The sequence below is a fragment of the Pseudomonas sp. Os17 genome (assembly GCF_001547895.1).
GTDB lineage: Bacteria > Pseudomonadota > Gammaproteobacteria > Pseudomonadales > Pseudomonadaceae > Aquipseudomonas.
In genome coordinates this window covers 4,555,435-4,578,672 of the sequence record NZ_AP014627.1, presented here as the reverse complement: position 1 = coordinate 4,578,672, position 23,238 = coordinate 4,555,435, and the positions used below count along the sequence as shown (strand labels likewise).

22 protein-coding genes are annotated in these 23,238 nt (G+C 65.0%); 12 read left to right on the top strand and 10 right to left on the bottom strand.

Annotation, left to right across the window (positions count from 1 at the left end; genetic code table 11):
* Window positions 1–144 precede the first annotated feature (144 nt).
* Entirely contained in the window at window positions 145–1,350 is a 1,206-nt protein-coding gene (locus POS17_RS20080) for an MFS transporter (RefSeq protein WP_060840190.1), read from the bottom strand.
* A 123-nt stretch (window positions 1,351–1,473) separates the two neighbouring features.
* On the opposite strand from POS17_RS20080, the gene POS17_RS20075 reads away from it, so the two are divergent.
* Together POS17_RS20075 and POS17_RS20070 are read left to right on the top strand one after the other, a co-directional pair.
* The gene (locus tag POS17_RS20075; RefSeq protein WP_060840189.1) at window positions 1,474–2,373 is read left to right on the top strand and encodes a LysR family transcriptional regulator; all 900 of its coding nucleotides are present in this window, start codon (window positions 1,474–1,476) and stop codon (window positions 2,371–2,373) included.
* 92 nt (window positions 2,374–2,465) lie between these two features.
* Window positions 2,466–3,338 carry a DUF2242 domain-containing protein gene (locus POS17_RS20070; protein WP_060840188.1) on the top strand — a complete coding sequence of 291 codons (873 nt, stop codon included), beginning with the start codon at window positions 2,466–2,468 and terminating at the stop codon, window positions 3,336–3,338.
* A gap of 458 nt (window positions 3,339–3,796) precedes the next feature.
* On the opposite strand, the gene POS17_RS20065 is transcribed toward POS17_RS20070, so the two are convergent.
* Both POS17_RS20065 and POS17_RS20060 read right to left on the bottom strand, forming a co-directional pair.
* Window positions 3,797–4,837 carry an AraC family transcriptional regulator gene (locus POS17_RS20065; RefSeq protein WP_060840187.1) on the bottom strand — a complete coding sequence of 347 codons (1,041 nt, stop codon included), beginning with the start codon at window positions 4,835–4,837 and terminating at the stop codon, window positions 3,797–3,799.
* A 3-nt stretch (window positions 4,838–4,840) separates the two neighbouring features.
* Window positions 4,841–5,971, bottom strand: a complete 1,131-nt coding sequence (locus POS17_RS20060) for a carbon-nitrogen hydrolase family protein (RefSeq protein ID WP_060840186.1) — start codon at window positions 5,969–5,971, stop codon at window positions 4,841–4,843.
* 210 nt (window positions 5,972–6,181) lie between these two features.
* Here POS17_RS20060 and POS17_RS20055 point away from each other — a divergent pair, with 210 nt between their 5' ends.
* On the top strand, window positions 6,182–8,221 hold the full coding sequence (locus POS17_RS20055; protein WP_060840185.1) for an NADPH-dependent 2,4-dienoyl-CoA reductase: 2,040 nt from the start codon (window positions 6,182–6,184) through the stop codon (window positions 8,219–8,221).
* Between the two features lie 72 nt (window positions 8,222–8,293).
* A complete protein-coding gene (locus tag POS17_RS20050) occupies window positions 8,294–9,223 on the top strand; it encodes a 1-aminocyclopropane-1-carboxylate deaminase/D-cysteine desulfhydrase (protein WP_060840184.1) in 930 nt (309 codons plus the stop codon).
* Here the strand turns inward: POS17_RS20050 and POS17_RS20045 are convergent.
* The 3 genes from POS17_RS20045 to POS17_RS20035 form a co-directional block, all read right to left on the bottom strand.
* The gene (locus POS17_RS20045) at window positions 9,214–9,768 is read right to left on the bottom strand and encodes a cytochrome b (protein WP_060840183.1); all 555 of its coding nucleotides are present in this window, start codon (window positions 9,766–9,768) and stop codon (window positions 9,214–9,216) included. The two genes, POS17_RS20050 and POS17_RS20045, sit on opposite strands and share 10 nt — an antisense overlap.
* A 195-nt stretch (window positions 9,769–9,963) precedes the next feature.
* Window positions 9,964–10,791 (bottom strand): phosphonoacetaldehyde hydrolase, encoded by an 828-nt coding sequence (gene phnX, locus POS17_RS20040; RefSeq protein ID WP_060840182.1) that lies wholly within the window; start codon window positions 10,789–10,791, stop codon window positions 9,964–9,966.
* Window positions 10,792–10,895: 104 nt separating this feature from the next.
* Window positions 10,896–12,005, bottom strand: coding sequence for a 2-aminoethylphosphonate--pyruvate transaminase (locus tag POS17_RS20035; RefSeq protein ID WP_060840181.1), 1,110 nt, complete (start codon window positions 12,003–12,005; stop codon window positions 10,896–10,898).
* A gap of 110 nt (window positions 12,006–12,115) precedes the next feature.
* Here POS17_RS20035 and POS17_RS20030 point away from each other — a divergent pair, with 110 nt between their 5' ends.
* Window positions 12,116–12,976 carry a LysR substrate-binding domain-containing protein gene (locus POS17_RS20030; protein ID WP_060840180.1) on the top strand — a complete coding sequence of 287 codons (861 nt, stop codon included), beginning with the start codon at window positions 12,116–12,118 and terminating at the stop codon, window positions 12,974–12,976.
* Window positions 12,977–13,177: 201 nt separating this feature from the next.
* On the top strand, window positions 13,178–13,882 hold the full coding sequence (locus tag POS17_RS20025; RefSeq protein ID WP_060840179.1) for a YebC/PmpR family DNA-binding transcriptional regulator: 705 nt from the start codon (window positions 13,178–13,180) through the stop codon (window positions 13,880–13,882).
* A 68-nt stretch (window positions 13,883–13,950) separates the two neighbouring features.
* On the opposite strand, the gene POS17_RS20020 is transcribed toward POS17_RS20025, so the two are convergent.
* The 4 genes from POS17_RS20020 to zapE form a co-directional block, all read right to left on the bottom strand.
* Window positions 13,951–15,264 (bottom strand): leucine-rich repeat-containing protein kinase family protein, encoded by a 1,314-nt coding sequence (locus tag POS17_RS20020; RefSeq protein WP_060840178.1) that lies wholly within the window; start codon window positions 15,262–15,264, stop codon window positions 13,951–13,953.
* A 97-nt stretch (window positions 15,265–15,361) separates the two neighbouring features.
* On the bottom strand, window positions 15,362–15,733 hold the full coding sequence (locus tag POS17_RS20015) for a hypothetical protein (protein WP_060840177.1): 372 nt from the start codon (window positions 15,731–15,733) through the stop codon (window positions 15,362–15,364).
* Window positions 15,723–16,370 (bottom strand): hypothetical protein, encoded by a 648-nt coding sequence (locus POS17_RS20010; protein WP_173655912.1) that lies wholly within the window; start codon window positions 16,368–16,370, stop codon window positions 15,723–15,725. Before POS17_RS20010 ends, POS17_RS20015 begins: the two co-directional genes overlap by 11 nt.
* Complete coding sequence (gene zapE, locus POS17_RS20005) at window positions 16,357–17,475, bottom strand: cell division protein ZapE (protein ID WP_060840175.1); 1,119 nt, start codon at window positions 17,473–17,475, stop codon at window positions 16,357–16,359. Before zapE ends, POS17_RS20010 begins: the two co-directional genes overlap by 14 nt.
* A gap of 231 nt (window positions 17,476–17,706) precedes the next feature.
* On the opposite strand from zapE, the gene POS17_RS20000 reads away from it, so the two are divergent.
* From POS17_RS20000 to POS17_RS19975, 6 genes are all read left to right on the top strand, one after another.
* Window positions 17,707–18,216, top strand: a complete 510-nt coding sequence (locus POS17_RS20000; RefSeq protein ID WP_430523213.1) for a Csu type fimbrial protein — start codon at window positions 17,707–17,709, stop codon at window positions 18,214–18,216.
* Window positions 18,217–18,321: 105 nt separating this feature from the next.
* Complete coding sequence (locus POS17_RS19995; RefSeq protein WP_060840173.1) at window positions 18,322–18,861, top strand: Csu type fimbrial protein; 540 nt, start codon at window positions 18,322–18,324, stop codon at window positions 18,859–18,861.
* 19 nt (window positions 18,862–18,880) lie between these two features.
* Window positions 18,881–19,417, top strand: a complete 537-nt coding sequence (locus POS17_RS19990) for a Csu type fimbrial protein (protein ID WP_060840172.1) — start codon at window positions 18,881–18,883, stop codon at window positions 19,415–19,417.
* A gap of 4 nt (window positions 19,418–19,421) precedes the next feature.
* Window positions 19,422–19,922: a Csu type fimbrial protein gene (locus tag POS17_RS19985; RefSeq protein WP_060840171.1), complete on the top strand. Its 501-nt coding sequence runs from the start codon at window positions 19,422–19,424 to the stop codon at window positions 19,920–19,922.
* 46 nt (window positions 19,923–19,968) lie between these two features.
* Window positions 19,969–20,760, top strand: a complete 792-nt coding sequence (locus tag POS17_RS19980) for a fimbrial biogenesis chaperone (RefSeq protein ID WP_060840170.1) — start codon at window positions 19,969–19,971, stop codon at window positions 20,758–20,760.
* A 119-nt stretch (window positions 20,761–20,879) separates the two neighbouring features.
* On the top strand, window positions 20,880–23,237 hold the full coding sequence (locus POS17_RS19975; RefSeq protein ID WP_060840169.1) for a fimbria/pilus outer membrane usher protein: 2,358 nt from the start codon (window positions 20,880–20,882) through the stop codon (window positions 23,235–23,237).
* Window position 23,238: the final 1 nt, after the last annotated feature.

Below are 23,238 nucleotides of genomic sequence, written 5' to 3'. Positions count from 1 at the left end.
AAAGACCCCGTCCGCAAGGCCGGGGTCTTTTTTTTGAGGCGGATCTGGCTCAGGTGACGACGGTTCCGGCGCTTGCCGGTATGCCAGTCACCGCCAGGGTCCATGCCGGGGAGAGTTGGCGGTCGCGCACGCCTTGGACCCGTTTCAAGCGCTGGCTGGAAAGCCCTGGCGCCGGGCGTTCACCACCACCAGCAGGGTCAGCAGCAACAGGGTGGCGATTACCCAGGGGAAGGTTGCCACCCCAGGTCCCTGCAGCAACAAGGCGCCACCCAGGCCGCCGCCGGCCATCGCCAGGTTCCACAGGGTCACCAGCATCGACTGCGCGGTGTCGGCGTGCTCGCCTGCGGTCTTGGCCAGTGCGGTTTGCAACAGGGTGGCCATGCCACCGAAGGACAACCCCCAGATTGCGGTGGCCCCGTAGATCGCCAGCGGCTGATCGCCCTGCAGCCCCAGCACCAGGGTGGCGCCGATAAACAGCAGGCAACCGAGCAGCACCAGCTCACGCAGCCAGCGGTCGATCAAAAGACCGACCAGCCAGATGCTCAGCAACGCCGCCAGACCGAACACCAGCAGCACCCGTTCAATCGCGTTGCCAAGCCCGGCCGACTCGAGAAAGGGCGCGATGTAGGTGTAGAGAATGTTGTGCCCCAGCACATAGGCGAAAGTCACGAACAGCACCGATCGGATCCCTGGCAAGGTCAGGACCCGAGTCAGCGGCAGGCGCTTGTGCATCCGCAGTCCGGGGAAATCCGGCACCTGAACCAGCACCCAGCCGATCAGCCCGAGGGTCAGCAGAGTCATGCAGGCGAAGCTCATGCGCCAGCCCAGCAGGCCGCCCAGCCAGGTTCCGGCAGGCATGCCCACGGACAACGCCAGCGGCGCGCCGAGCATGGCCAGTGTAATCGCCCGTCCCTGCAGGTGGGGCGCCGCCATTCGGCTGGCGTAACCGGCCAGCAGGGCCCAAAGCAGGCCGGCGAAGACGCCGGCACACCCGCGCGCCACGAGGATCAGGCTGTAGTTGGTGGAAAGGGCGGTCACGCTGTTGACCACGGCGAAGCCGCCGATGGCGATCAACAGCAGCGGTCGTCGTCGCCAGCCCTGGGTCAGGATGATCAGGGGGATGGCGGCCAGCAGCGATCCCAGGGCGTAGAAGGTCACCAACTGGCCGATCAGGGCGGGAGAAACGCCCAGGTCGACGCTCATCAGCGGCAGCAGGCCGGCGGGCAGCGTCTCGGTCATCAGGGTGATGAACCCGGCAGTCGCCAGGGCCAGCAGGCCGCCGACAGGCAGTCGCTCGCGGGTTTGGCCAGGCGCTTGCAACAGCTCGCAGGCATTGACGGAATTGTTCATGGGCAGGTCCCGTTGGATTGGCTCAAAAATGAGAGGCCTAGGGTAGGGCGCTGTGCATGGCGGAAAAATAGGCTAAGGTTCCGAACTTATCGGACACAGATGTCCTTAGTTCGGGAGTGCGCAATGGACTGGCTGGGCAGTATCCCGGTGTTTGTGCAGGTGGCGGAAACCCGCAGCTTCACCGAGGCAGGGCGGTTATTGGGGGTGTCGTCCTCGGCGGTGGGCAAAAGCATCGCCCGCCTGGAGGAGCGCTTGAAGACTCGGCTGTTCCATCGAACGACCCGCAGTATCAGCCTCACCGCCGAAGGCGCGGGCTTTCTTGAGCGCTGTCGGCGGATCGCGGCCGAGGTCGAGGCCGCCGAGTTCCAGCTGTGCGATTCCTCCAGTGCGCCGGTGGGCAAATTGCGCATCAGTGCGCCGCAGGTCCATGGCCTGTTGATGCCCGTGCTGGCCGAGTTCATGCAGCGCTATCCGCAGATCGAACTGGATGTGGACCTTTCCGATCGCCTGGTGGATGTGGTGGAGGAGGGCTTCGATCTGGTGGTGCGCACCGGTAATCCCAAGGATTCCCGGCTCCTGGCCCGGCAACTGGGGCACTTTCGCATGCTCTTGGTGGGCAGCCCCGGGTACTTCGAGCAGCGCGGCTTGCCCCGCAGCCCCCAGGACCTGCGGGAGCATGCCTGTCTGCGACACACCTTTCACCACACCGGCAAACTCGAGCCCTGGCCATTCAAGCCCCAGGCCCAGCAGCCGGAGCCGTTGTTGCCCACGCGCCTCACCAGCAGCTCCATCGAAGCGGTGGAGCACGCGGCCCGCAGCGGACTGGGCATTGCCTGCCTGCCGGATTTCATGGTTCAGGCCGCGGTACGCCGGGGAGAGTTGCAGGTCGTGCTCGACGAGTATCTGCAGCACAACGGGGCATTCTGGGTGCTGTGGCCATCGAGCCGGCACACCGCAGCCAAGCTGCGGGTGCTGATCGAGCATTTGAGCGAGCGACTTTTTCCGGCAAACAGCGGTCATTAAACTTGTGTGAAATTTAAGACACCAATTACCTGCGCTGCGGGGCATTGATCTGTTGCACAATACGCCCCGGAGCGTTTTCCTCAGGATTTTCGATGTTTAGATCATTTCATCTGCGCGCGGCGGCCGGCTGGTTGCTGTTGTCCGCAATCGCCGGTTGTTCCTCGCACAAGACCGCTATCTACGAGCATGAAAGCTTCGATGATTCCGGCACCTTCTCGCGCAATTATCCGGTGAGCGACGCCGCTTCCTGCGAGGCCGCGCGACGGGCCCTGCTCAGCCAGGGCTACATCATCACCAGCAATGATCCGAAGCTGGTCAGCGGTCACAAGAGCTTCCAGCAGACCGGCGAAACCCACCTGGAAATCAGCTTCAACGTGGTCTGCGCCCGGGATGGCAGCGGCGACCAGCGCTCGACGGTGTTCGCCAACGCCCTGCAGGACCGCTATGCGCTGAAGAAGGTCAACAATTCGGCCAGCCTCGGCGTTGGGGTGCTCGGCTCGGTCTCGATGCCGATCGGTTCCACCGATGATTCGATGGTCAAGGTGGCCAGCGAGACGGTGTCCTCGGCCAAGTTCTATGAGCGCTACTTTGCCCTGGTGGAGCTGTTCCTGCCGCCGGAGGCGAAGAAGGCGGCCCATATCGAAGAGAAGCCCAAGGCCGACCTCGGGGTGCCCGAGAGCAAGCCTGAGCCTCAGGCCAAGCCGGAACCCAAACCGGAACCCAAGCCCGAGCCCAAGGCTTCGCAGCCAGTGGTCGAGCCTGCTGCGGTGGCTGCGCCGGCTGCCGTCGCTGAACCTGAGCCTACGGTCTCGCAACCGCTGGCGCCGCCAGCCGAGGCCGCGCCGATCGTGCCGGCCACCAGCACTGAACCAGCCCCCGCCAGCGAAACCATCACCCCACCACCGGCCAGCCACCTGCCGCCGCCGAGCGAGCCGATTCCGGCCCTGCCGAGCAGCGGGCACTAAGGCACCTACACCGAGCTCGGGTCGACGCGTTCAATGTCGATCCGACAACGGCTCAAGGCATCGCTGATCGGGCTGTAAGAAATCTTCCTGTCATTGACCAGGGCTCTCAACGCTGCCAAGCCAATGAGGTGTCGGTGGCCATTTCGAAAAATGCTCGCAGGTTTTCTCCGGTTAGTGGATGGGCCGCAACTGTGGGTAACAACCGGAGGCTAAATTCCTCATGGGCTGTTACGTTTTCATTGTAGAAATCCTGACCGAGGGGGTAGTATTTTTTCTGTCATCCCGGCACTTTATGCTGGTGCCGACGGTCAATGGACACAGCACTATTCAATCAACCGAGAAAGGAGTCCGCGATGGACGAATACCAAGAGGAACTGCTGGAGTATCAAGCTTTCGAGCTCGATCCTCTGGAACCAGCAGAAGACGCCACCGAGCTGTAACGCCGGTGGCGTTTTTTTTTAGCCGAACTGTCGGTGGCAGCGGCGGAACTCTCCTGGCGTCTGGCCGCTCCAGCGCTTGAAGGCCCGCTGAAACGCCTCGGCTGAAGCAAAGCCCAGCAGATAGGCAATCTCGCCGAACGCCAGTTCGGTATCGCGAATATAGGTCATGGCCAGGTCGCGCCGGGTGTCATTGAGAATGGCCCGGAACTGCGTCCCTTCTTCCGCCAGCTTGCGCCGCAACGTCCAGGTCGGCAGCTTCAGGCGCATCGCCACTTCTTCCAGGTCGGGCTCACGGCCACCATTGAGCAAAGGTCCCAGCAATTGAATGATGCGCTCGCGCAGGCTGCGAGTGCGGGTCAGTTGCTCCAGCTCCCTTTCGCATAACTGCAGCAGATGCCGCCAGGTGCTCGGACAATGTTCCGGATTGCGCAGGGCCAGGCTGGCCTGGCTCAGGCGCAACTGGTTCTGTTCGGCGGCGAACTGGATGGGCGTGGGGCCGAGGATGGCGTAGGCGTCATGATAGTCCGGGCGCTCGAACTCGATGTCGATCTGCTCGGCCAGCAGGGTCTGACCGCAGAGGCTGGACAGCTGTTGCAACCAGCCGGAGATGATCGAGTCCACCACGAAGCGGTTGTAGGCGTTGTACGGGCTGATGGAATAGAAGCGCAGCCAGGCGCCGCCGGCATCTTCATGAAAGCTCGACTGACCGCGATAGTTGGAGCCGTACAGCGCTTCGAAGCGCGTCAGGCAACGGGCCGCTTCACGAACACTGGGGGCTTGGGCGGCTGTGACGCCGGCCAGACCGAGCTGGCTCAGCCGACTCAGACGGCCCATGCGCAGACCCAGGGTCGGGTCGCCGGTGAGCTGGATCGCGCCGTGGCCCAGGCGCATGTAGCGGGGGATCGACAGGCGTGCTCCGGCTTCGCCCAGTCGGGCGGGATCCAGGGCGTATTGCTCGAGCAAGGGGGTTGGGTCCTGGCCGTGGCTGCGGACCGCGTCCGCCAGGCTGTGGACAAAGCCCACCGACAGATCCCCCAGGCGCATTGGCGTGGTCTTCATGCTTTACAGCCACAGGTTCAGCAGGCGGGCGCCCGTTGTGCCCTGATCGGCAAACGTCTGGCCGTGGCTATTGATGAAGCTCTGGCCGCTGCTGCGCTGGTCCCAGAACTGGCCACGCAGGAATACGCTGACGCCGGCGCTGGCCAGGCTGCTGGGCGGGCGGGCGGTGAGGGTCAGGCGATGCCAGGCATCGCCCTCGCTGGTTTCTTCCGGCTTGAGGCTGACCTCGCTGGGGGTGGTGATGCTCTTGAAGCCGCGCCAGGGTCGCTCCCAGCCATCGCGGCCCATGACAAAGGCCGGGACCGCGACCAGTTGGGCGCCCTGGTTATTGAGCTGGCGATAGTTGTCCGGGTACCAGCTGTCGCTGCCGATCAGCACTCCGAGGCGCCCGGCGGGAGTGTCGACGACCTGCACCCCCTGTCCGGCATCGCCGCGTACATAGCCGCTCTCGGCATGGGTGGGATAGAGCTGGCGCTGGGGCTGGCCGATAGGCAGGCCGTCGCTGCCGAACACCAGGCTGCTGTTGTACAGGGCGCCGCTACCAATCTGCAGGCTGCCCTGGCTGACGCTGGGCTCGGGCAGAATGATCGAGCCGGCCACCAGGGTCACCTGGAACTCCCGGGCCAGGCCGCCGAACAGCACCTGGTACTCCTTGGCCATCTTCTTCGCCTTCATGCGCAGGTGCGCATCGGCCAGGCGGCTTGATCCTTTGGCGCTGATCAGGGCCTTGAGGAATGGCAGTGGATTGCTCACCGCCAGCCAGTTCATTGCTTCTTTCAAGGACACGGCCTGGTACAGCTCGTTCTTTTCGCCGCTGACCATCAGCCAGGTGCCGATGTGTTCCGGCAGCACCACGATGGTCTTGGCATTCACCAGGCCCTTGTCCCGGGCCTGTTGCAGGTAGGCGGCAAGCTTGCGGTGCAGGCGCTCGGGGCTCTGGTAGTCGGTGGGGAACAACTCCGGCTGGATCGCCAGCAGGTTGCCGTGATCGGCAGGTACGCCTTGGTCCACTGCCAGCTCGATGCGCAGGTCCGACAGGTAATGCGCCCCCGGACGGTCGTGGGTCCAGAGCGCATAACGGGTGATGACGGCAAGCAGGGCCAGGGACAAGGTGAGGTAAAGAAGTTTGCGCATGGGAAAACAGTCGGCGGCCGTGTGCAGGATTCGCCGACTAGGGTAGGGCCCGTGCCGGCACTTGCCAAGGGGCGCTGCGCGTTTGGATCAATAAGTTGTCAGTTACGGTCATTGAGTGCCGGGTACGGTGCTCTTAGTCTGTGCAGCACTACTGATGGAGGCCGCAGAGCTTCCGCATTTTCCCGTGATTGCCCGATCTGGAGTGACACCATGGCTGGAGCACCTTACCCGCATTTGCTGGCCCCCCTCGACCTGGGTTTCACCACCCTGCGCAACCGCACCCTGATGGGGTCCATGCACACCGGTCTGGAAGAGAAAACCGGCGGCTTCGAGCGCATGGCGGCGTATTTTGCCGAGCGCGCCCGGGGCGGCGTGGGCCTGATGGTCACCGGCGGCATCGGCCCCAACGATGAGGGCGGGGTGTATTCCGGCGCCGCCAAGCTGACCACCGAAGAAGAGGCGCTCAAGCACCAGATCGTGACCCGCGCAGTGCACGAGGCCGGCGGCAAGATCTGCATGCAGATCCTCCACGCCGGGCGCTATGCCTACAGCCCCAAGCAGGTGGCACCCAGCGCGATCCAGGCGCCGATCAACCCGTTCAAGCCCAAGGAGCTGGACGAGGAAGGCATCGAGAAGCAGATCCGCGACTTCGTCACCTGTTCGACCCTGGCCCAGAAGGCCGAGTACGACGGTGTCGAGATCATGGGTTCGGAAGGGTATTTCATTAACCAGTTCCTGGCCGCCCACACCAACCATCGCACCGACCGCTGGGGCGGCAGCTATGAAAACCGCATGCGCCTGCCGGTGGAAATCGTCCGCCGGGTGCGTGAGGCGGTAGGCCCGAACTTCATCATCATTTTCCGCCTGTCGATGCTCGACCTGGTGGAAGGCGGCAGCACCTGGGAAGAGATCGTGCAACTGGCCCAGGCCATCGAGCGGGCCGGCGCGACCCTCATCAACACCGGGATCGGCTGGCACGAAGCGCGGATCCCGACCATCGCCACCAAGGTGCCGCGGGCCGCGTTCAGCAAGGTCACGGCCAAGCTGCGGGGTTCGGTGAGCATTCCGCTGATCACCACCAACCGCATCAATACCCCGGACATCGCCGAGCAGATCCTCGCCGAGGGCGATGCCGACATGGTGTCCATGGCTCGGCCGTTCCTGGCCGACCCGGATTTCGTCAACAAGGCCGCTGAAGGCCGCGCCGACGAGATCAACACCTGCATCGGCTGCAACCAGGCCTGCCTGGACCACACCTTCGGCGGCAAGCTCACCAGTTGCCTGGTCAACCCTCGGGCCTGCCACGAGACCGAGCTCAACTACCTGCCGGTCAAGCAGATCAAGAAGATTGCCGTGGTCGGTGCCGGCCCGGCGGGCCTGTCTGCCGCCACCGTGGCCGCCGAACGCGGGCATCAGGTGACCCTGTTCGACTCCGCCAGCGAGATCGGCGGCCAGTTCAACATCGCCAAGCGGGTGCCGGGCAAGGAGGAGTTCTATGAAACCCTGCGTTACTTCAAGCGCAAGCTGCAGACCACCCATGTCGAGCTGTGCCTCGACACCCGGGTGGATGTGGCGCAACTGGTGGCCGGCGGTTTCGATGACATCATCCTGGCCACCGGCATTGCTCCGCGCACGCCGGCGATCCCGGGCGTGGAGCACCCCAAGGTCCTCAGCTACCTGGACGTGCTGCTGGAGCGCAAGCCGGTGGGCAAGAGCGTGGCGGTGATCGGGGCAGGGGGTATCGGCTTCGACGTTTCCGAGTTCCTGGTGCATCAGGGCGTGGCCACCAGCCAGGACCGCGAGGCGTTCTGGAAGGAGTGGGGCATCGATACCCAGCTCCAGGCCCGTGGCGGCGTGGCCGGAATCAAGGCCGAGCCCCACGCGCCGGCGCGTCAGGTGTTCCTGTTGCAGCGCAAGAAATCCAAGGTCGGCGACGGCCTGGGCAAGACCACCGGCTGGATTCACCGCACCGGGCTGAAGAACAAGCAGGTGCAGATGCTCAACAGCGTCGAGTACCTGAAGATCGACGATGCCGGCCTGCACATTCGGATCGGCGAAGCGGGTGAGCCCCAGGTGCTGGCGGTGGACAACATCGTCATCTGTGCCGGTCAGGACCCGCTGCGCGAGCTGCAGGACGGTCTGCTGGCGGCAGGGCAGAACGTGCACCTGATTGGCGGTGCCGATGTGGCCGCCGAGCTGGACGCCAAGCGCGCCATCAACCAGGGTTCGCGTCTGGCGGCCGAGCTGTAACGCCCTGGGGGGCAGTCTGCCAGCGTTTCGGGCTGGTAGACTGCGCTCCCTTCTTTGCCGAACCCGCTACCGATGTCCTTCCCCGAATCCTTCGACTGGTTACCCCAGGCTCCGCTGCAACGGCTGGAGCTGGACTGGCTGTCCCGGGCCGGGGTCGAGGTGGCGGTATTGCGCCTGGACCTGATCGATCCGCTGATCAGCGGCAACAAATGGTTCAAGCTCACCGAGCACCTGGCGACGGCCCGCAGCCTGGGCGCTCAGGGCGTCATCAGCCTCGGCGGCGCCCATTCCAATCACTTGCATGCGCTGGCCGCCGCCGGCCGGCGTTTTGCCTTTCCCACCGTGGGCCTGTTGCGTGGTCATCCACAGGACACGCCAACGGTGCTTGACCTGCAGGCGTTCGGCATGCGCCTGCACTGGCTGGGCTACGCCGGTTACCGCGAACGCCACGCGCCCGGCTTCTGGGCGCCCTGGCAGGCCCGCTACCCGGCGTTGTACCCGGTGCCTGAAGGCGGCGGTGGGCTGGCCGGTGCCACGGGCTGCATGACCTTGCGCGATCAGGTGCAGCGGCAGTTGCCGAGCCTGGGCTGGAACGACTATCACGCTTGGTGGCTGGCCGCCGGGACCGGCACCACCCTGGCCGGGCTGGTGCTGGCGGAGGCCGGGGCACACCCGGTGTATGGCGCGCTGGCGGTGCCCGAGGATCACGGTGTGGCGCAGCAGGTCGAGGGCATTTTGCAGGAGGCCGGACAGGGGCGCGGCGGTTATCAGTTGCTGGACAGCAGCCGTGGCGGTTTTGCCAGGGTCGACGACGCGTTGCGCGGGTTTATCCGGCTCACCGAGCAGCAGTGCGCGCTGCCATTGGAGCCGTTGTACACCGGCAAGGCCCTGCTGGCCTTGCAGGAGCAGGTAATGGCCGGGCGCTTTGCGCCGGGTTGCCGATTGGTCTTCGTGCACAGCGGCGGCTTGCAGGGCCGCCGCGCGCTGCAGGCTCAGGCCTGACCGCGCTGGCGCCACATGCGTTGCAGGGTGTTGTCGCGCATCACGTAGTGGTGATAGAGCCCGGCCAGGGCATGCAGGCCGATCAGCCAGTAACCGAGGCTGCCCAGCAGTTCGTGCCAGCCCTGGAACTGCTTGGCCAGGGTCTTGTTCTCTTGCACCAGCAGCGGCAGGTCGAAACCGTAGAACATCACTTGATGGCCCTTGGCGCTGGTGGTCAGCCAGCCGAGGATCGGCATGGCGATCATGAACAGGTACAGCGCCCAGTGCATCAGGGTCGACAATAGCCGTTGCCACTGCGGCGGGGTGGGCAGGATCTTCGGCGCCACGCCCTGGGCACGGGCGAACAGACGCAGCCAGACCAGTGCAAACACGGTCAGGCCGAGCATGAAGTGGGCTTCGACAATCAGCGTGCGACCACCACTGCCCTTGGGAAAGATGCCGCGAAATTCGATACAGGCGTAAACCACCGCCAGCAACACCAGCATCAGCCAGTGCAAGGTGATCGTCATGGTGCTGTAGCGCGACTCAGTGTTTTTCCAGGGCATACGGGACATCCTCGGTCATCAGGTCTGAAGCCTCCGTTCTTAATGACGGAGTGCTGTAACTGTAATCCGCTTTCCCCGGGTTTGCCTGAGCCGCTTGTGGCTTTTGTGGCCCGTGCCAGAGCGTTGGCGCCCATAGGACCGAAAAAGAACGGCGATGCTCCTGGCACCGCCGTCCAGGCCCGCCCCAGCGCCTGATCAATGGTTCTGGGGCATTTCCCCACGGGCCAGGCGCCGGTTGATATCGGCGATGACCTCGGGCAGGTCGGCGATGGTGTCGATCATGTAGTGCGGGCGCGAGGCCTCGAACAGCGCGTGGATGCGCTGGCGCTCGCAGGCCAGGGCGTCGCTGGCCAGGGCCCGGTAGGCTTCATAGGTCAGGCCCAGGGCGTTGCCCGAGCAGATCAGGGCCACGGTCCACATGCCGGCGCGGCGGCCTTCGAGAATGCCCGGCACGGTGTCGTCGATCTTCACGCAGGCGCCGACATCGTCGATGCCCAGGGCGATCACGTTGGCCAGGGCCTGGGCCGGCCAGGGGCGGCCGTTAGGCACCTCGTCGGTGGCCACCACGTGGTCGGCGACGTAGCCCTTGGTCGCGGCCAGGGCCACCACCTTGTCCATCACCTGCTTGGGGTAACCGGAGCAGGAACCGATCTTGAGGCCCTGCTCGCGCAGCGTGGCGATCACCTCCAGGGCCCCGGGGATCAGCGCCGAGTGTTCGGCGATTTTGTCGATCTGCAGCGGCATGAAACGCTCATAGATGGCGGTGACGTCGGCGTCGCTCGGGGTGCGGCCGAAGACTTGGCGATAGCGTTCGGCCACCTGCGGAAGGTCGCACAAGGTGCGGATGTGGTCCCACTTGCCCATGCCCATGGGGCCGCGGGCTTCTTCAATGGACACCTGCACATCGAACTCGGCGAAGGCTTCGACAAAGATCTGGGTCGGGGCGAAGGAGCCGAAGTCGACCACGGTGCCGGCCCAGTCGAGGATGGCGGCTTGCAGCTGGGTGGGGTTGCTGTAGTTCATGGTTGCAGTGCCTGTTGTAGGAGCGAGCGTGCTCGCGAAAAAAGGTTCGGGGATCGCGGCGCCTGATTCGCGAGCACGCTCGCTCCTCCAGGGACGCGGGGGCGTCAGAGGTCGAGGACTTGCATCTCCCGCAGGACTTCGCCGATGGCGCTCACCGCGGCCTGCATGCCGTGGCGGTCGACATGGCCGATGCAGCCCACGCGGAAGGTTTCGACCTGGGTCAGCTTGCCCGGGTAGAGGATGAATCCCTTGCGCTTGACCCGTTCGTAGAAGTCCTTGAACTGATAGCGCGGGTCTTTCGGGGCGTGGAAGGTGACGATGATCGGCGCCTGGATCGCCTCCGGCAGAAAGCTCTGCAAGCCCAGTGCGCCCATGCCCTGCAGCAGCGCCCGGCAGTTGTCGGCGTAGCGTGCATGACGCGCCGGCAGGCCGCCTTGCTCGTTGTATTGCTGCAGGGCTTCGTGCAGCGCGGCCACCACGTGGGTCGGCGGGGTGAAGCGCCACTGGCCGGTCCTGGCCATGTAGTCGTGCTGGTCGTGCAAGTCCATGGCCAGGGAGTGGGCGTTGCCGGCGGCCTGGGCCAGGGAGTGTTTGTCGGCCAGGACAAAGCCCAGGCCGGGCACCCCTTCCAGGCATTTGCCGGAGGCGGCGATCAGCGCGTCGAAGGGGAGGTGCCGGGCATCGATGGGCAGCGCGCCAAAGGAGCTCATGGCGTCGATGATCAGGCGCTTGCCGTGGTCGGCCACCACCCGGGCGATCTCCGGCAGCGGGTTGAGGATGCCGGTGCTGGTTTCGCAGTGGATCAGTGCCACGTGGCTGATGGCGCGGTCGGCCTGGAGCAGGCGCTCGACGTCGGCGGCGGTGGTGGGCTGGTCTTCGGCGGTTTCGAAGGTGCTGAATTCCCGGCCGAGCACTTCGCAGATCTTCGCCAGGCGCTTGCCGTAGGCGCCGTTGATCAGCACCAGAACCTTGCCGTCGCGGGGCACCAGGGTGCCGATGGCCGCTTCCACGGCGAACGTGCCGCTGCCCTGCAGGGGCACGCAGTGGTGGCTCTCGGCGCCGTTGACGATGGCCAGCAGTTGCCGGCACAGGCTGGCGGTCAGTTGGTTGAAGCGCTCATCCCATGAGCCCCAGTCCACCAGCATTGCCTGGCGGGTGCGGGCGGAGGTGGTCAGGGGACCGGGGGTCAGCAGGATGGGCTCGGCGACGCTCATGGGGTGTCCTCGAAAAGATGGGGGTGACGCTACGGGGACTAAATTGCAGTTTGCCTTGTCATCAATCAAATTGTTTGTTGTTATGCCAGCCATCAGTGAGGCCGATAGCTATGAACCTGTTTCAACTGCGTGCATTCGACGCCGTGGCCCGTGAAGGCAGCTTCACCCGGGCCGCCGGGCGGCTGTTCATCAGCCAGCCGGCGGTGACCGGGCATATCAAGGCCCTGGAAGAGCATTACCAGATCACCCTGCTGCGGCGCACTGCGCGCAGGGTGGAACTGACTGAGGAAGGCATCAAGCTGGCGGCCATCACCCGTGCCATGTTCGGCCTGGCGGAGGAGGCCCAGGCGCTGCTTGAGGCCAACCGGCAATTGCTGACCGGGCGCCTGGAGGTGGCGGCCGACGGCCCGCACCTGGTGATGCCGATGCTGGCCAGCCTGCGGGCGCGATATCCGGGGGTGACGGTCAACCTGCGCCTGGGCAATGCCCAGGAAACCCTGGCCGCCTTGCTGTCCGAGCACGCCGACGTGGCGGTGCTGACCGAGGTCGAACCGCGCAAGGGCCTGTACCTGCAAAGCCTGGGGGAGTCGCGAGTCTGTGCCCTGGTGCCCGCAGGCCACCCCTGGCTGGCGCTGGCCGACGGCATCGCCCTCGAACAACTGGACCAGGTGATCATGGTGCTGCGCGAACCCGGTTCGATCACCCGCCGGACCTTCGATGAAGCCTGCGCGCTGGCCAAGGTCCAGCCGCGGGTGCTGCTGGAGCTGGACAGCCGCGAAGCGGTGACCGAGGCGGTGGCAGCGCAATTGGGGGTGGGCGTCGTCAGCTCGGCGGAGGTCGGCCACGACCCGCGGGTGCGAACCGTGCCGATTCGCGGCGCGGGCCTGGTCAACCGGCACATGCTCGGCTGCATCGAGCGACGACGTGACCTGCGCCTGATCCAGGCCTTTTTCGCCCTGGCTCCCGCCTGATCTGTCCCCCGCGGGTTGGCACCCGCTTGCCAGGGCACAGACCCGAGTGATCGCCTGCACCGCTCAGGCCGACCGGGGCTGAGGCAGGCAGAGCGGCGGCCGGATACTGACTTTTTGGTCGATCAGGGCCTTGAGGACGTATAAACTTGCCCATCGCGTCGGCCAAATCCAACTCGACGCCATAGATCAAGAGAGTGAGTAATGGGCGCACAGTGGAAGGTTAAACACAAAGAAGCGGCAGCCAACGCCAAGGGCAAGATTTTCGGCAAGCTGGTGAAAGAGATCACCATCGCCGCACGTAACGGCGCTGACGTCGCCACCAACGCCCACCTGCGGCTGGTGGTGGAACAGGCGAAAAAGGCTTCGATGCCGCGTGAGACCCTTGAGCGTGCCATCAAGAAAGGCTCGGGCCAGCTCGGCGAGACCGTGCAGTACCACCGCGTGACCTACGAAGGTTTTGCCCCGCACCAGGTGCCGCTGATCGTTGAATGCGTGACCGACAACATCAACCGCACCGTGGCGGAAATCCGCGTGGCCTTCCGCAAGGGCCAGCTGGGCGCTTCGGGTTCGGTGTCCTGGGACTTCAACCACGTGGGCATGATCGAAGCCTCGCCGGACAGCCCGGACGCCGATCCGGAACTGGCCGCCATCGAGGCCGGTGCCCAGGATTTCGAGCCGGGGGAGGAGGGCGCGACCCTGTTCCTCACCGAGCCTGCGGATCTGGACGCGGTGCAGAAGGCCTTGCCCGAGCAGGGTTTCACCGTGTTGTCGGCCAAGCTCGGCTACCAGCCGAAGAACCCGGTCAGCGGCCTGAGCGATGAGCAGATGGCTGAAGTCGAAGCCTTCCTCGAAGGCCTGGACAACCATGACGATGTGCAGGACATGTTCGTCGGCCTGGCGGGTTAAGACCGCGATTTGTCGGTCAGCCGGCTCCTGCACACCTCTGTAGGAGCCGGCTGGCCGGCGAAGCTGTTTTAAAGCCCCGCCAATTCCTCGCAGACCCGGGCAAAATCCGGTCGCGCCAGTACCTCTGGCTGACAGCAGCGCTGCACCAGCGCCGTCAGTTTCTGCTGTTGCCCCAGGCTCAGCGAACCATCCCCACGTTCCAGCAGTTCTTCCAGCAAGATGCCGAAGGCCCGCACTTCCAGGCGTTGCAGCGCGCGGCTTTGCACGGTGTCGTCCTGGGCATGGAAGGATGCCGCGCCAAAATCCCCCAGCAGGCAGTCGCCCTGGGCATTCCACAGGGTGTTGTGGCCATACAGATCGCCATGGGTAATGCCCTGGGCGTGCAGGTGCGCACCCACCGAGGCGATGCCCCGGGCGATGCCCAGGGTCACCTCGGCGTTGAAGCAGGCGTTGTCCGGGTAGATGTCCCGGGAGCAGGAGTCCAGGCTCGGCAGCGCCGCCAGGTTGGCAAAGCGTGTGTCGATCAACTGCATCACCAGGCCGTTCTGGCCTTGGGGATGATCCTGGACCCGGCCTTCGACGCGGATCAGGTTCGGGTGCAGTCCGGCGCTGATGCAGGCGTTCATTTCGTGCAGCGGCGAGCCGTCGCTGGTCATCTCGCCCTTGTACAGCTTGACCGCCACCGCGCGTGGCGGTTGCCCGGCGGGTTGCCATTGGGCTTGGTGGATCACCCCCGAGGCGCCTTCGCCCAGGCGCTGTTGCAGGCTCAGTTCGCTCCAGGGAATGCTCGGCGTGGAGGCCAGCGCCGTGGCGTCGGCTTCCGATTCCAGCGGGTTGCCGGCGTAGGCCAGCCAGGTCAGGCGCGGCAGGGCCAGGAGGAACGGCGGCAGTTCGCTCAGTTGGTTGGCGGCGATCCGCAGCAGCTCCAGGCGATGGCACTGGCTCAGGCTTTCGGGCAGCCCGGTCAGGCGGTTGCCGGAGAGCATGAGCTTTTGCAGCAGCGGGCGGTTACCCAGCTCGTGCGGCAACTCGCTGATGCAGTTGTCGGTGAGGATCAGCCAGCGCAACTGCGGCGGCAGCGCGGCGGCCGGCACCCGCTCGATGCGGTTGGCCTTGAAGCCGATCATGCTCAGTTGCGCGCATTGGCCGACACAGACCGGCACTTCGCGAAACTGGTTGTCCGAGCAGAACAGAATGCGCAGGCGCCTCAGGCGATGCAGGTCATCGGGCAGGCTGTCCAGGGCGTTGCCGCTGAGGTTGAGGATTTCCAGGGAGTCGGCGAGATCGAAGATCTCCCGGGGGAACTCGGTCAGTCCACAGGACAGGTCCAGGCGCTTGATTCCGGCCAGCTGGCCGGCCCGCAGTTGAGCAAGGGTATCCATGAACAGCGTCAACACTCGAATGAAGGACAAGGGCGGGGAGGATAAAGCAGATCGGCCGGTTTTGCTGCCTGGGCGGTGGGTTGTCCTGGGGCGAGGGTTACTGGGTTTCCAGCAGCCTGAAGGTCAGGGCGACCTGCCGCTGTTGTTCCCGGTAGTCGGCAATCAGCGTGAGCTCGGTCTTCTGGCCTTTGGACCACAGCTGGCAGGCCATTCTCAGGGTGTGCGGATCGGTATGCAGCGGGTAAATGTCCAGTGCAACCCTGCCGGTGCGGTCCGCTTGGCCGGCGATCTCACAAGGAGGCACCGACAGGTGCGCAAGCTGTTCCCCCGAGTGTTCCAGCTCTTCGGTGATCTCCTCATACATGGCCCGGCTGACACCAAACGCCGACAACCCTGCCGGGTCTCCATCCTGCAGGGCCCGCAAAAGACCAGCAGCCAGTCGATAGAGCTCATCGCGATCAAATGCCATTGTGAATCGCTCCGAGCAGCCTGCGAAATGCACCCGGTTGCCTGGCGTTGCGGGCCTCTTTGCGCATCGACTCCAGGCTGTGGTGCTCAAAGGTGTGCTTGACCGAACGCGTGGCGGCCCGGCCCAGCGGGTTGCCGGAGTCGAAGTCGCTCTCCAGGGTTGCCACCTGATAGGCGCCCTTGTGGCTCCATTGGTTGAAACGCATGACATGCCGGTCATTGAGGATCACGGCGCCTTCTTGCTTGTCGTCCGAGAAATACCAGGCCAGGTTCGGGCGGATGCCCTTGCCTTGTTGCTCCAGACGTTTGCAGTGCCTGAGCAAGGAGCCAAGGCGCACGCCGCGAACAATGCTGAAGCCGCTGCCCAGCCGTTGCTGGTTGAAGAAGTAGCACTTGAGGATCACTTCCTGCGCCCGTCGGTGGTAAACCGTCGTATGGCTTTTTTCGTAGAAGTGAAAGTCCGCCGGATCGCCGATCAGTTCATAGCCCTTTGCCGCGAGCTCGTCGGCAGAGAACGCCTCCAGGCCGAACAACGGCGGATGTTCGAGCGTTGAGTCGTTCAGGTGCCGCTCTAAGAGCGCGAAAAAGGTGATGGGCAACATTTTCCTACCTATCGGTGGCGGTTCAGCCCAGTGCATGTTCGGGACCGATTTCCCGCAGTTGCCCGAGACGGCTGCGGGTGCGGGCCAGGTCGATGGCGTGGCCGCCCAGACTGTCGCGCAGGGGGCGCTGGCCGATCAGCAGCAGGCGTTTGTCCTGGTCGTAGAGCACGTCGATCAGGTTGATGAAGCGCTGCTGGGCGGCGATCGAGCATTCTCCCAGCTCGGGCAGTTCGTCGATGATCCAGGTATCGAAGCGGCGGCTCAGTTCCAGGTAGTCCATGACGGCCGTGGGCTGTTCGCACAGATCGTTGAATTCAAAACGGATGCTGCGCTGCTGGATCTGGCGCACGGTCAATTGTCGCGCGCCCACGCTCAGTGGCTGCGCCGGGGCGTGGCGTTCCGGCAGATCCAGGGCCTGGCGCTGGGCCGGGGTGCCGGGCCACACATAGCATCCCTGGGTGAAGACCTGCTGCTCGTGGGTCCTGGCCTGGCTGCGGTAGTCGTGGGGGCCGCCGACTTCCATGACGTGCATGCGCTGCTGGATCAGCTCGATCACCGGCTTGAAACGGGCGTGGTACAGCGGATTGGGCAGCAGGCCTTCGGGCGCGTAGTTGGACGTGACCAGCAGGGTGATGCCGCGTTTGAACAAGGCCTTGAACAGCCGGGTGATGAGCATGGCGTCGCCGATGTCGTGGACATGGAACTCATCGAAACACAGCACCCGGCACTCGTTGAGCAGCTCGTCCAGGGTGGTCTCCAGGGCATCGGCCTGTTGCTGGTGGCGGAACATGCCCTGGTGCAGTTGAGCGAAGAAGTCATGGAAGTGCAGGCGCTGTTTTTCCGCGATGGGCAGGGCGCGGAAGAAGCCGTCCAGCAGCCAGCTCTTGCCTCGGCCGACGGCGCCGTACAGGTACAGGCTCTGGGCCTTGCCGGGGGAGTGCGCCAGGCCTTCGGCCTGCTGGGCCATGCAGTCGATCACCCGCAGCTGGCTGTGGCTCAGGGTGTAGCCCAGGTCCTGGGCCCTGTGGCGAAAGTAGTCGCGGATGACCGCACCGGCAGCGCTCTGACGGTGCGCGGGCCTGGCGAACAGGCGACGCCAGGGAGAGCGGGTCGATGCAGGTTTTGGCGGTAGAGCGGCCAAGAGCGGTTACCTCGATGATTCCGGGCCGCTCACCTTAAAAGCGGCGCGACAATTTAACCAATAGGAAACCTGTCGACCAGCGATCTCTAAAGAGCATCGCTTGGATGCGAGGGGCGGATGGACCGGAGTCCGGCCAATTAATACGCAAACTGGCGGTTTCCCTGCTGCTTGCTAACCTGATTGCAGCAAATGCTTCTCACAAGGATTGAGGCCTTGAATGGATACCAGGGGATGGCAGTCATGAGCGCGTTGCTCTGCGCGACGGCAGGGGCCGCGGAACTGCAGGTGCAGGTCCGGGTTGATGTGCTGCGTGGCTGCCAGTTGCTGGGGCAACAGCGCGAGGCCGGTATCGAACAGCTCGGCACCCTGGATTTCGGCAGCAGCGCGCGTTTGGATGACGCCGCGGGGCCCTTGACCGCTGCGCTGCCCAGTGGCCGCCGACCGCGGCTGGAGTGCAATCCCGATACGCCCTATCAACTGCGCGTCGATGGCGGCCTGCATGGCGGCATCGGCGACGTGCGTTATCTGGCCAGCAACCGCTGGCCGGGCAAACCCATTCCTTATCGTCTGTACCAGGACCCGGCCCGGCGCATACCCTTGCCGGTGAATGTCCCGGTCAGCGGCCGCGTGCCGGATTCCGGCAGCGTGGATCTGCCCCTCTACGGGCGCATCGAGCCCCTGGCCGAGATACCCCGGGCCGGAGGCTATTCCGATCTATTGAAGGTGACCCTGAGCTGGTGAAGGCAGGGCCATGACGACTGCTGCGGGGGATCCCGGGCAGAACAGGGAAAGCCGTCGACGATGGACGGCTCAGGTGGGAGTCCTGATGGAACCGGGATGGCAGCAATGAAGGGCAGGAACTGGACGATCATCGCCTTGGGTTCGCTGTGCCTGCTGGCCGATGACGCCCAGGCGGCGATCAGCGGACAGATTCAGGCGCGCCTGGTGATCCTGGCCAGTTGCCAGGTGAGCAGTGCCGGCAGCGATCCCGTTGCCGCGCCTGTCAGCGACCTGGGTCTGCTCGATTTCGGCCGGCAAGGTCCGACCTGGGTCAACCCGATCAAGGCCAGCCTGACCGACAGCGCCGAAGGCCGCTTGCAGGTGGCCTGCAATCCCTCGGTCACCGGGTTCACCGTGACCATCAATGGCGGCCTCAATGGCGACGGCACGACCCGGCGCTTGAGCAACGGGCGCCAGACCATTCCCTATCGATTGTTCGTCGATGCATCCGGTAGCGACAGCTACAGCATCGGTCAGCAGCGCAATTTCGCAGTGAGCAGCGGCAGGCGGATTCCCATTCCGGTGTTCGGCTCGGTGGTCGCGAATACCCGCGCGGTTCCGGCAGGGGTCTACACCGACACCCTGACCATCACGCTGGATTGGTAACCATGAGAGGACGTACATCATGCACGCGCTTGTATCGAGAATCGGCTGGCCCTTGCTGGGGCTGGTCATGGCCTCAACGGTCAACGCCGCCACCACGGTCACCGGGCAGATCAGCTCGACCCTGATCCTCACCAGCAGCTGCCAGGTCAACGGCGTCGGCGGCAGCACCGGCCTGAACTTCGGCGCCTTGAACTTCGGCACCACCAACAGCCTGTTCACCACGGCCACCGGCCAGGTGCTGGGCGGGGGTGGCGGGGCGCTGTCGATTCTCTGCTCCAGCGGCACCACCCCGAGCCTGACCATCCAGGGCGGCAGCAATGACGGCAAGTCCAGCGGCGGCACCCGGGCGCTGTTCGACGGCGTGGCCAACTACGTGCCTTACGACCTGTACACCGACTCCGGGCACTCGCAGATCGTGGCGATCAATGGGGTGATCAACCTGGCACCGAGCACCGGGGTGGCGCAGACCGTCAACCTCTACGGCCAGGCAGTGGGCAAGGCCGGGCTGCCGGCCGGCACCTACACCGATACGGTGTCCGTGCAACTGACCTTCTGATGCCATGGCCCGCCCCGGATGTGCGCTGCTGGCCCTGATCTGTGCCGGTGCCTGGCCGGTGTGGACCAGTGCCGCCACCAGCCAGAGCTTCCAGGTCAGCGCCACCATCACCGCCGGCTGCCTGGTGGTGGGTGGTGTCAGCAACTACGGCAGTCTGGCGTTCGGCAGCCAGTCGGCGTTGTCCACTAGCACGGTCAGGGTGGCGCTGAGCGCTGGCGTGCAGTTGCAGTGCACCCCGGGGGTGACCCTGAACATGACGGTGGACGGCGGCCAGTACAACAGCAGCGGGCGGCACATGCGGATCAGCAGCGGCAGTTCCCTGGTCGCCTATGAGCTGTTCCGCGATGCGGGGTACAGCCAGAGCCTGGGGATCGGCCAGAGCGTGGCCGTGGCGTATAGCGATGCCAATAACATCAGCCTGCCTATCTACGGGCAGGTGCAGTTGCCGGGCAATCAGCCTGGGGGGACGTACAGCGACGTGCTGCAGGTGCAGCTGTCGTGGTGAAGGGGCGAATCGACCATCAGCCGGCAGGCGGACAAGGAGTAGCAGTATGCATTTACTTTTGCGGGGCCTGCAGGCCACCCGTTACTTGACACTGGCCGGGCTGCTGTCCGGTGTGCCCGCGGTACAGGCCGCCAGCTCGGTGCTGATCTGGCCGATCGATCCGGTGCTGGAGGCGGATCAGCAGGCCAGCGCCCTATGGCTGGAAAACCGCGGCACCGAGACTGCCAACCTGCAGATCCGGGTCTTTGCCTGGAGTCAGAGCGGCTTTGCCGATCAGTACCAGAATCAGCGCGAGGTCATCGGCAGCCCGCCGCTGGCGAAGATCGAGCCCGGGCAGAAGCAACTGGTGCGCCTGACCCGCACCCGCGACGTACCGCCGGGGCAGGAGCTGGCGTACCGGATCATCATCGACGAGATTCCCTCGGCCCAACCCATCACCCCCCAGGACGGTGCCAAGAGCGCTGCGGCGATTCGTTTCCAGATGCGCTACTCGGTGCCGCTGTTCGCCTATGGCGCAGGACTCTGGAGCAAGGAAGACACCACCCGCCAGCGCGATCCCAAGGGCGCCGGCGTACCCGACCTGAGCTGGCGCAAGGTGGCGGTGGACGGCAAGACGTTCCTCGAATTGCGCAATCAGGGCGCGGTGCATGCGCGCCTGACCGATGTCGGGTTCAGACAGGGGACACAGACCCGGCCGCTGGCGCCGGGCCTGCTGGGCTATGTCTTGCCCGGCGCGGTGATGCGCTGGCCGCTGACGGAGCCCCTGGCGGCCGACGCGACCCTGCAGCTGCGGATCAACGGTGCGTCGCAGGTACAGGCTCTGGCGCCTGCTCGCTGATCCACAGCCGCGGCGTGGCGCTCGGCAAGAGGGCGATCGGGCAGAGCTACGCACGGCTGTGAGCGCGATGGCGCATTCGCCTTGGGATGGAGATGTCCATAGATGGACTTGAATCCGCCATGAGCCGGGATCCGGCTCGTCGTTTCTGGCGCTTGCAAGGGCTGCTGGCCGGTCTGTGGGGCGTGATGCTGAGTGGTCCGCTCCAGGCCGGCGAGTTACCGCCGCCGCCCAGCAGCCTGGAGTCGATGGCCGATGCGCAGTTGTTTCTGGAGTTGGTGATCAATCGGATGAACACGGGCAAGGTGGTGGCGGTGGAGCAGCGCGCCGGACGACTGTTCATGCCGCTGCAGACGCTGCAGGAGGCCGGGATCAAGCTGCCGCAGGGGCTGGGCAGCGAGGTGGATCTGGAGAGCCTGCCGCAGCTGCACAGCGATTACGACAGCCAGGGCCAGCGCTTGCTGCTGGATGTGCCGCCGGACTGGCTGCCGGAGCAGTTCATCGGCAGTCGCCAGGCCTATCCGCGCACCCCGGCGCTGAGCAGTTTCGGCGCACTGCTCAACTATGACCTGTACCTCAATGACACCGACGACGGCGGCACGTACCTGGCGGCCTGGAACGAAGTGCGGCTGTTCGACACCTGGGGCACCTTGTCCAATACCGGGCAGTACCGGCGGACCCTGTCCGGGGTTGAGAGCGCTTCGCTGAACAATGGCTATCGGCGCTACGACACCACTTGGCGTTTTTCCGATGAGGAGCGCCTGCTGACCTACGAGGCGGGTGATGTGGTGAGCAGCGCCTTGCCCTGGAGCAGTTCGGTGCGCCTGGGCGGGGTCCAGCTGTCGCGGGACTTTGCCGTGCGTCCGGACCTGGTGACCTATCCCTTGCCGCAGTTTGCCGGGGAAGCGGCGGTGCCGTCCTCGCTGGACCTGTTCATCAACGGCTACAAGGCCAGCAGCAGCGAGTTGCAACCCGGTCCCTATACCCTGACCAACATTCCCTTCATCAACGGCGCGGGAGAGGCGGTGGTGGTGACCACCGATGCCCTGGGACGGCAGGTGTCGACCACGGTGCCGTTCTACGTCACTAGCACCTTGCTGCACCAGGGCCTGACGGATTTCTCGCTGGCCGCAGGCAACCTGCGTCGCGACTACAGCTTGCGTGATTTCGGCTATGGCCCGGGCGTCGCTTCCGGCAGCCTGCGCCATGGCCTGAGCGACAGCCTGACCCTTGAGGCCCATGCCGAAGCCGCGGACTCCCTGACGCTGGGTGGATTGGGCGGCAACCTGCGCCTGGGGCAGTTCGGCGTGCTCAATACCGCGCTCAGCCAGAGCCGCTTCGACGGCAGTGGCGGCCAGCAGTTCAGCTTCGGCTACCAGTACAACAACCAGCGTTTCAGCCTGGCCTACCAGCGCATGCAGCGTCGCGACCAGTACGCCGACCTGAGTCTGCTCGACAGCCCCTACACCCGCCTCAGCCAGCGCAGCGAGCAACTGACCCTGAGCCTCAATCTGGAGCGTTACGGCAGCCTGGGGGCCGGTTATTTTGATGTGCTGGCCGCCGATTCGAGCCGCACCCGCTTGCTCAATCTGACCTGGAGCAAACCGCTGTGGCACAACAGCAGTTTCTACCTGTCGGCCAACCGGGAAATCGGCGACAGCCAGTGGGCCATGCAGGCACAACTGGTGATTCCCTTCGATCTGCACGGCAGCCTGAGCCTGAGCAACGAGCGCAGCAAGACCGGGGAAAACCGCCAGCGGGTCAATTTCAGTCGCTCGGTGCCGCTTGACGGCGGTGTTGGTTACAACCTGGGGTATGCCACCGGCGACGGCGCCGATTATCGGCAGGCGGATGCCACCTGGCGCCTGCAGTCGGTGCGCCTGCAAGCCGGGGTCTACGGCACCCGCGAAGCCGAGACTCGCTGGGCCGATGCCAGTGGTTCGCTGGTGTGGATGGACCGTCAGGTGTTCGCCGCCAACCAGATCGACGACGCCTTCGTGGTGGTCAGTACCGGCGGCTACCCGGACATACCGGTGCGCTATGAAAACCAGTTGGTGGGCCGGACCGACGCCAGCGGCCACCTGCTGGTGCCCTGGAGCAGCGCCTATTACCGGGGCAAGTACGAGATCGATCCGCTGAACCTGCCGGCCAACGTGCAGAGTCCGAATGTCGAGCAGCGGGTGGCGGTACGCCGGGGCAGCGGCTATCTGCTGGAATTTCCCCTGGCCCGGGTGATCGCCGCCAGCGTGGTGCTGGTGGATGCCCAGCAACGGGAGTTGCCTCTGGGGAGCAGCGTGACGCACCAGCCGAGCGGGGCCCGGGCGGTGGTCGGCTGGGATGGGCTGGTGTATCTGGAGAACCTTGCGCAACACAACAGCCTGGAAGTCGGCCTGGCCGATGGCCAGCGCTGTCATGCGCAGTTCGACATGGATCTGCAACAGCAGCAGGTGCCGCTGATCGGCCCGCTGGTCTGTCAGTAAC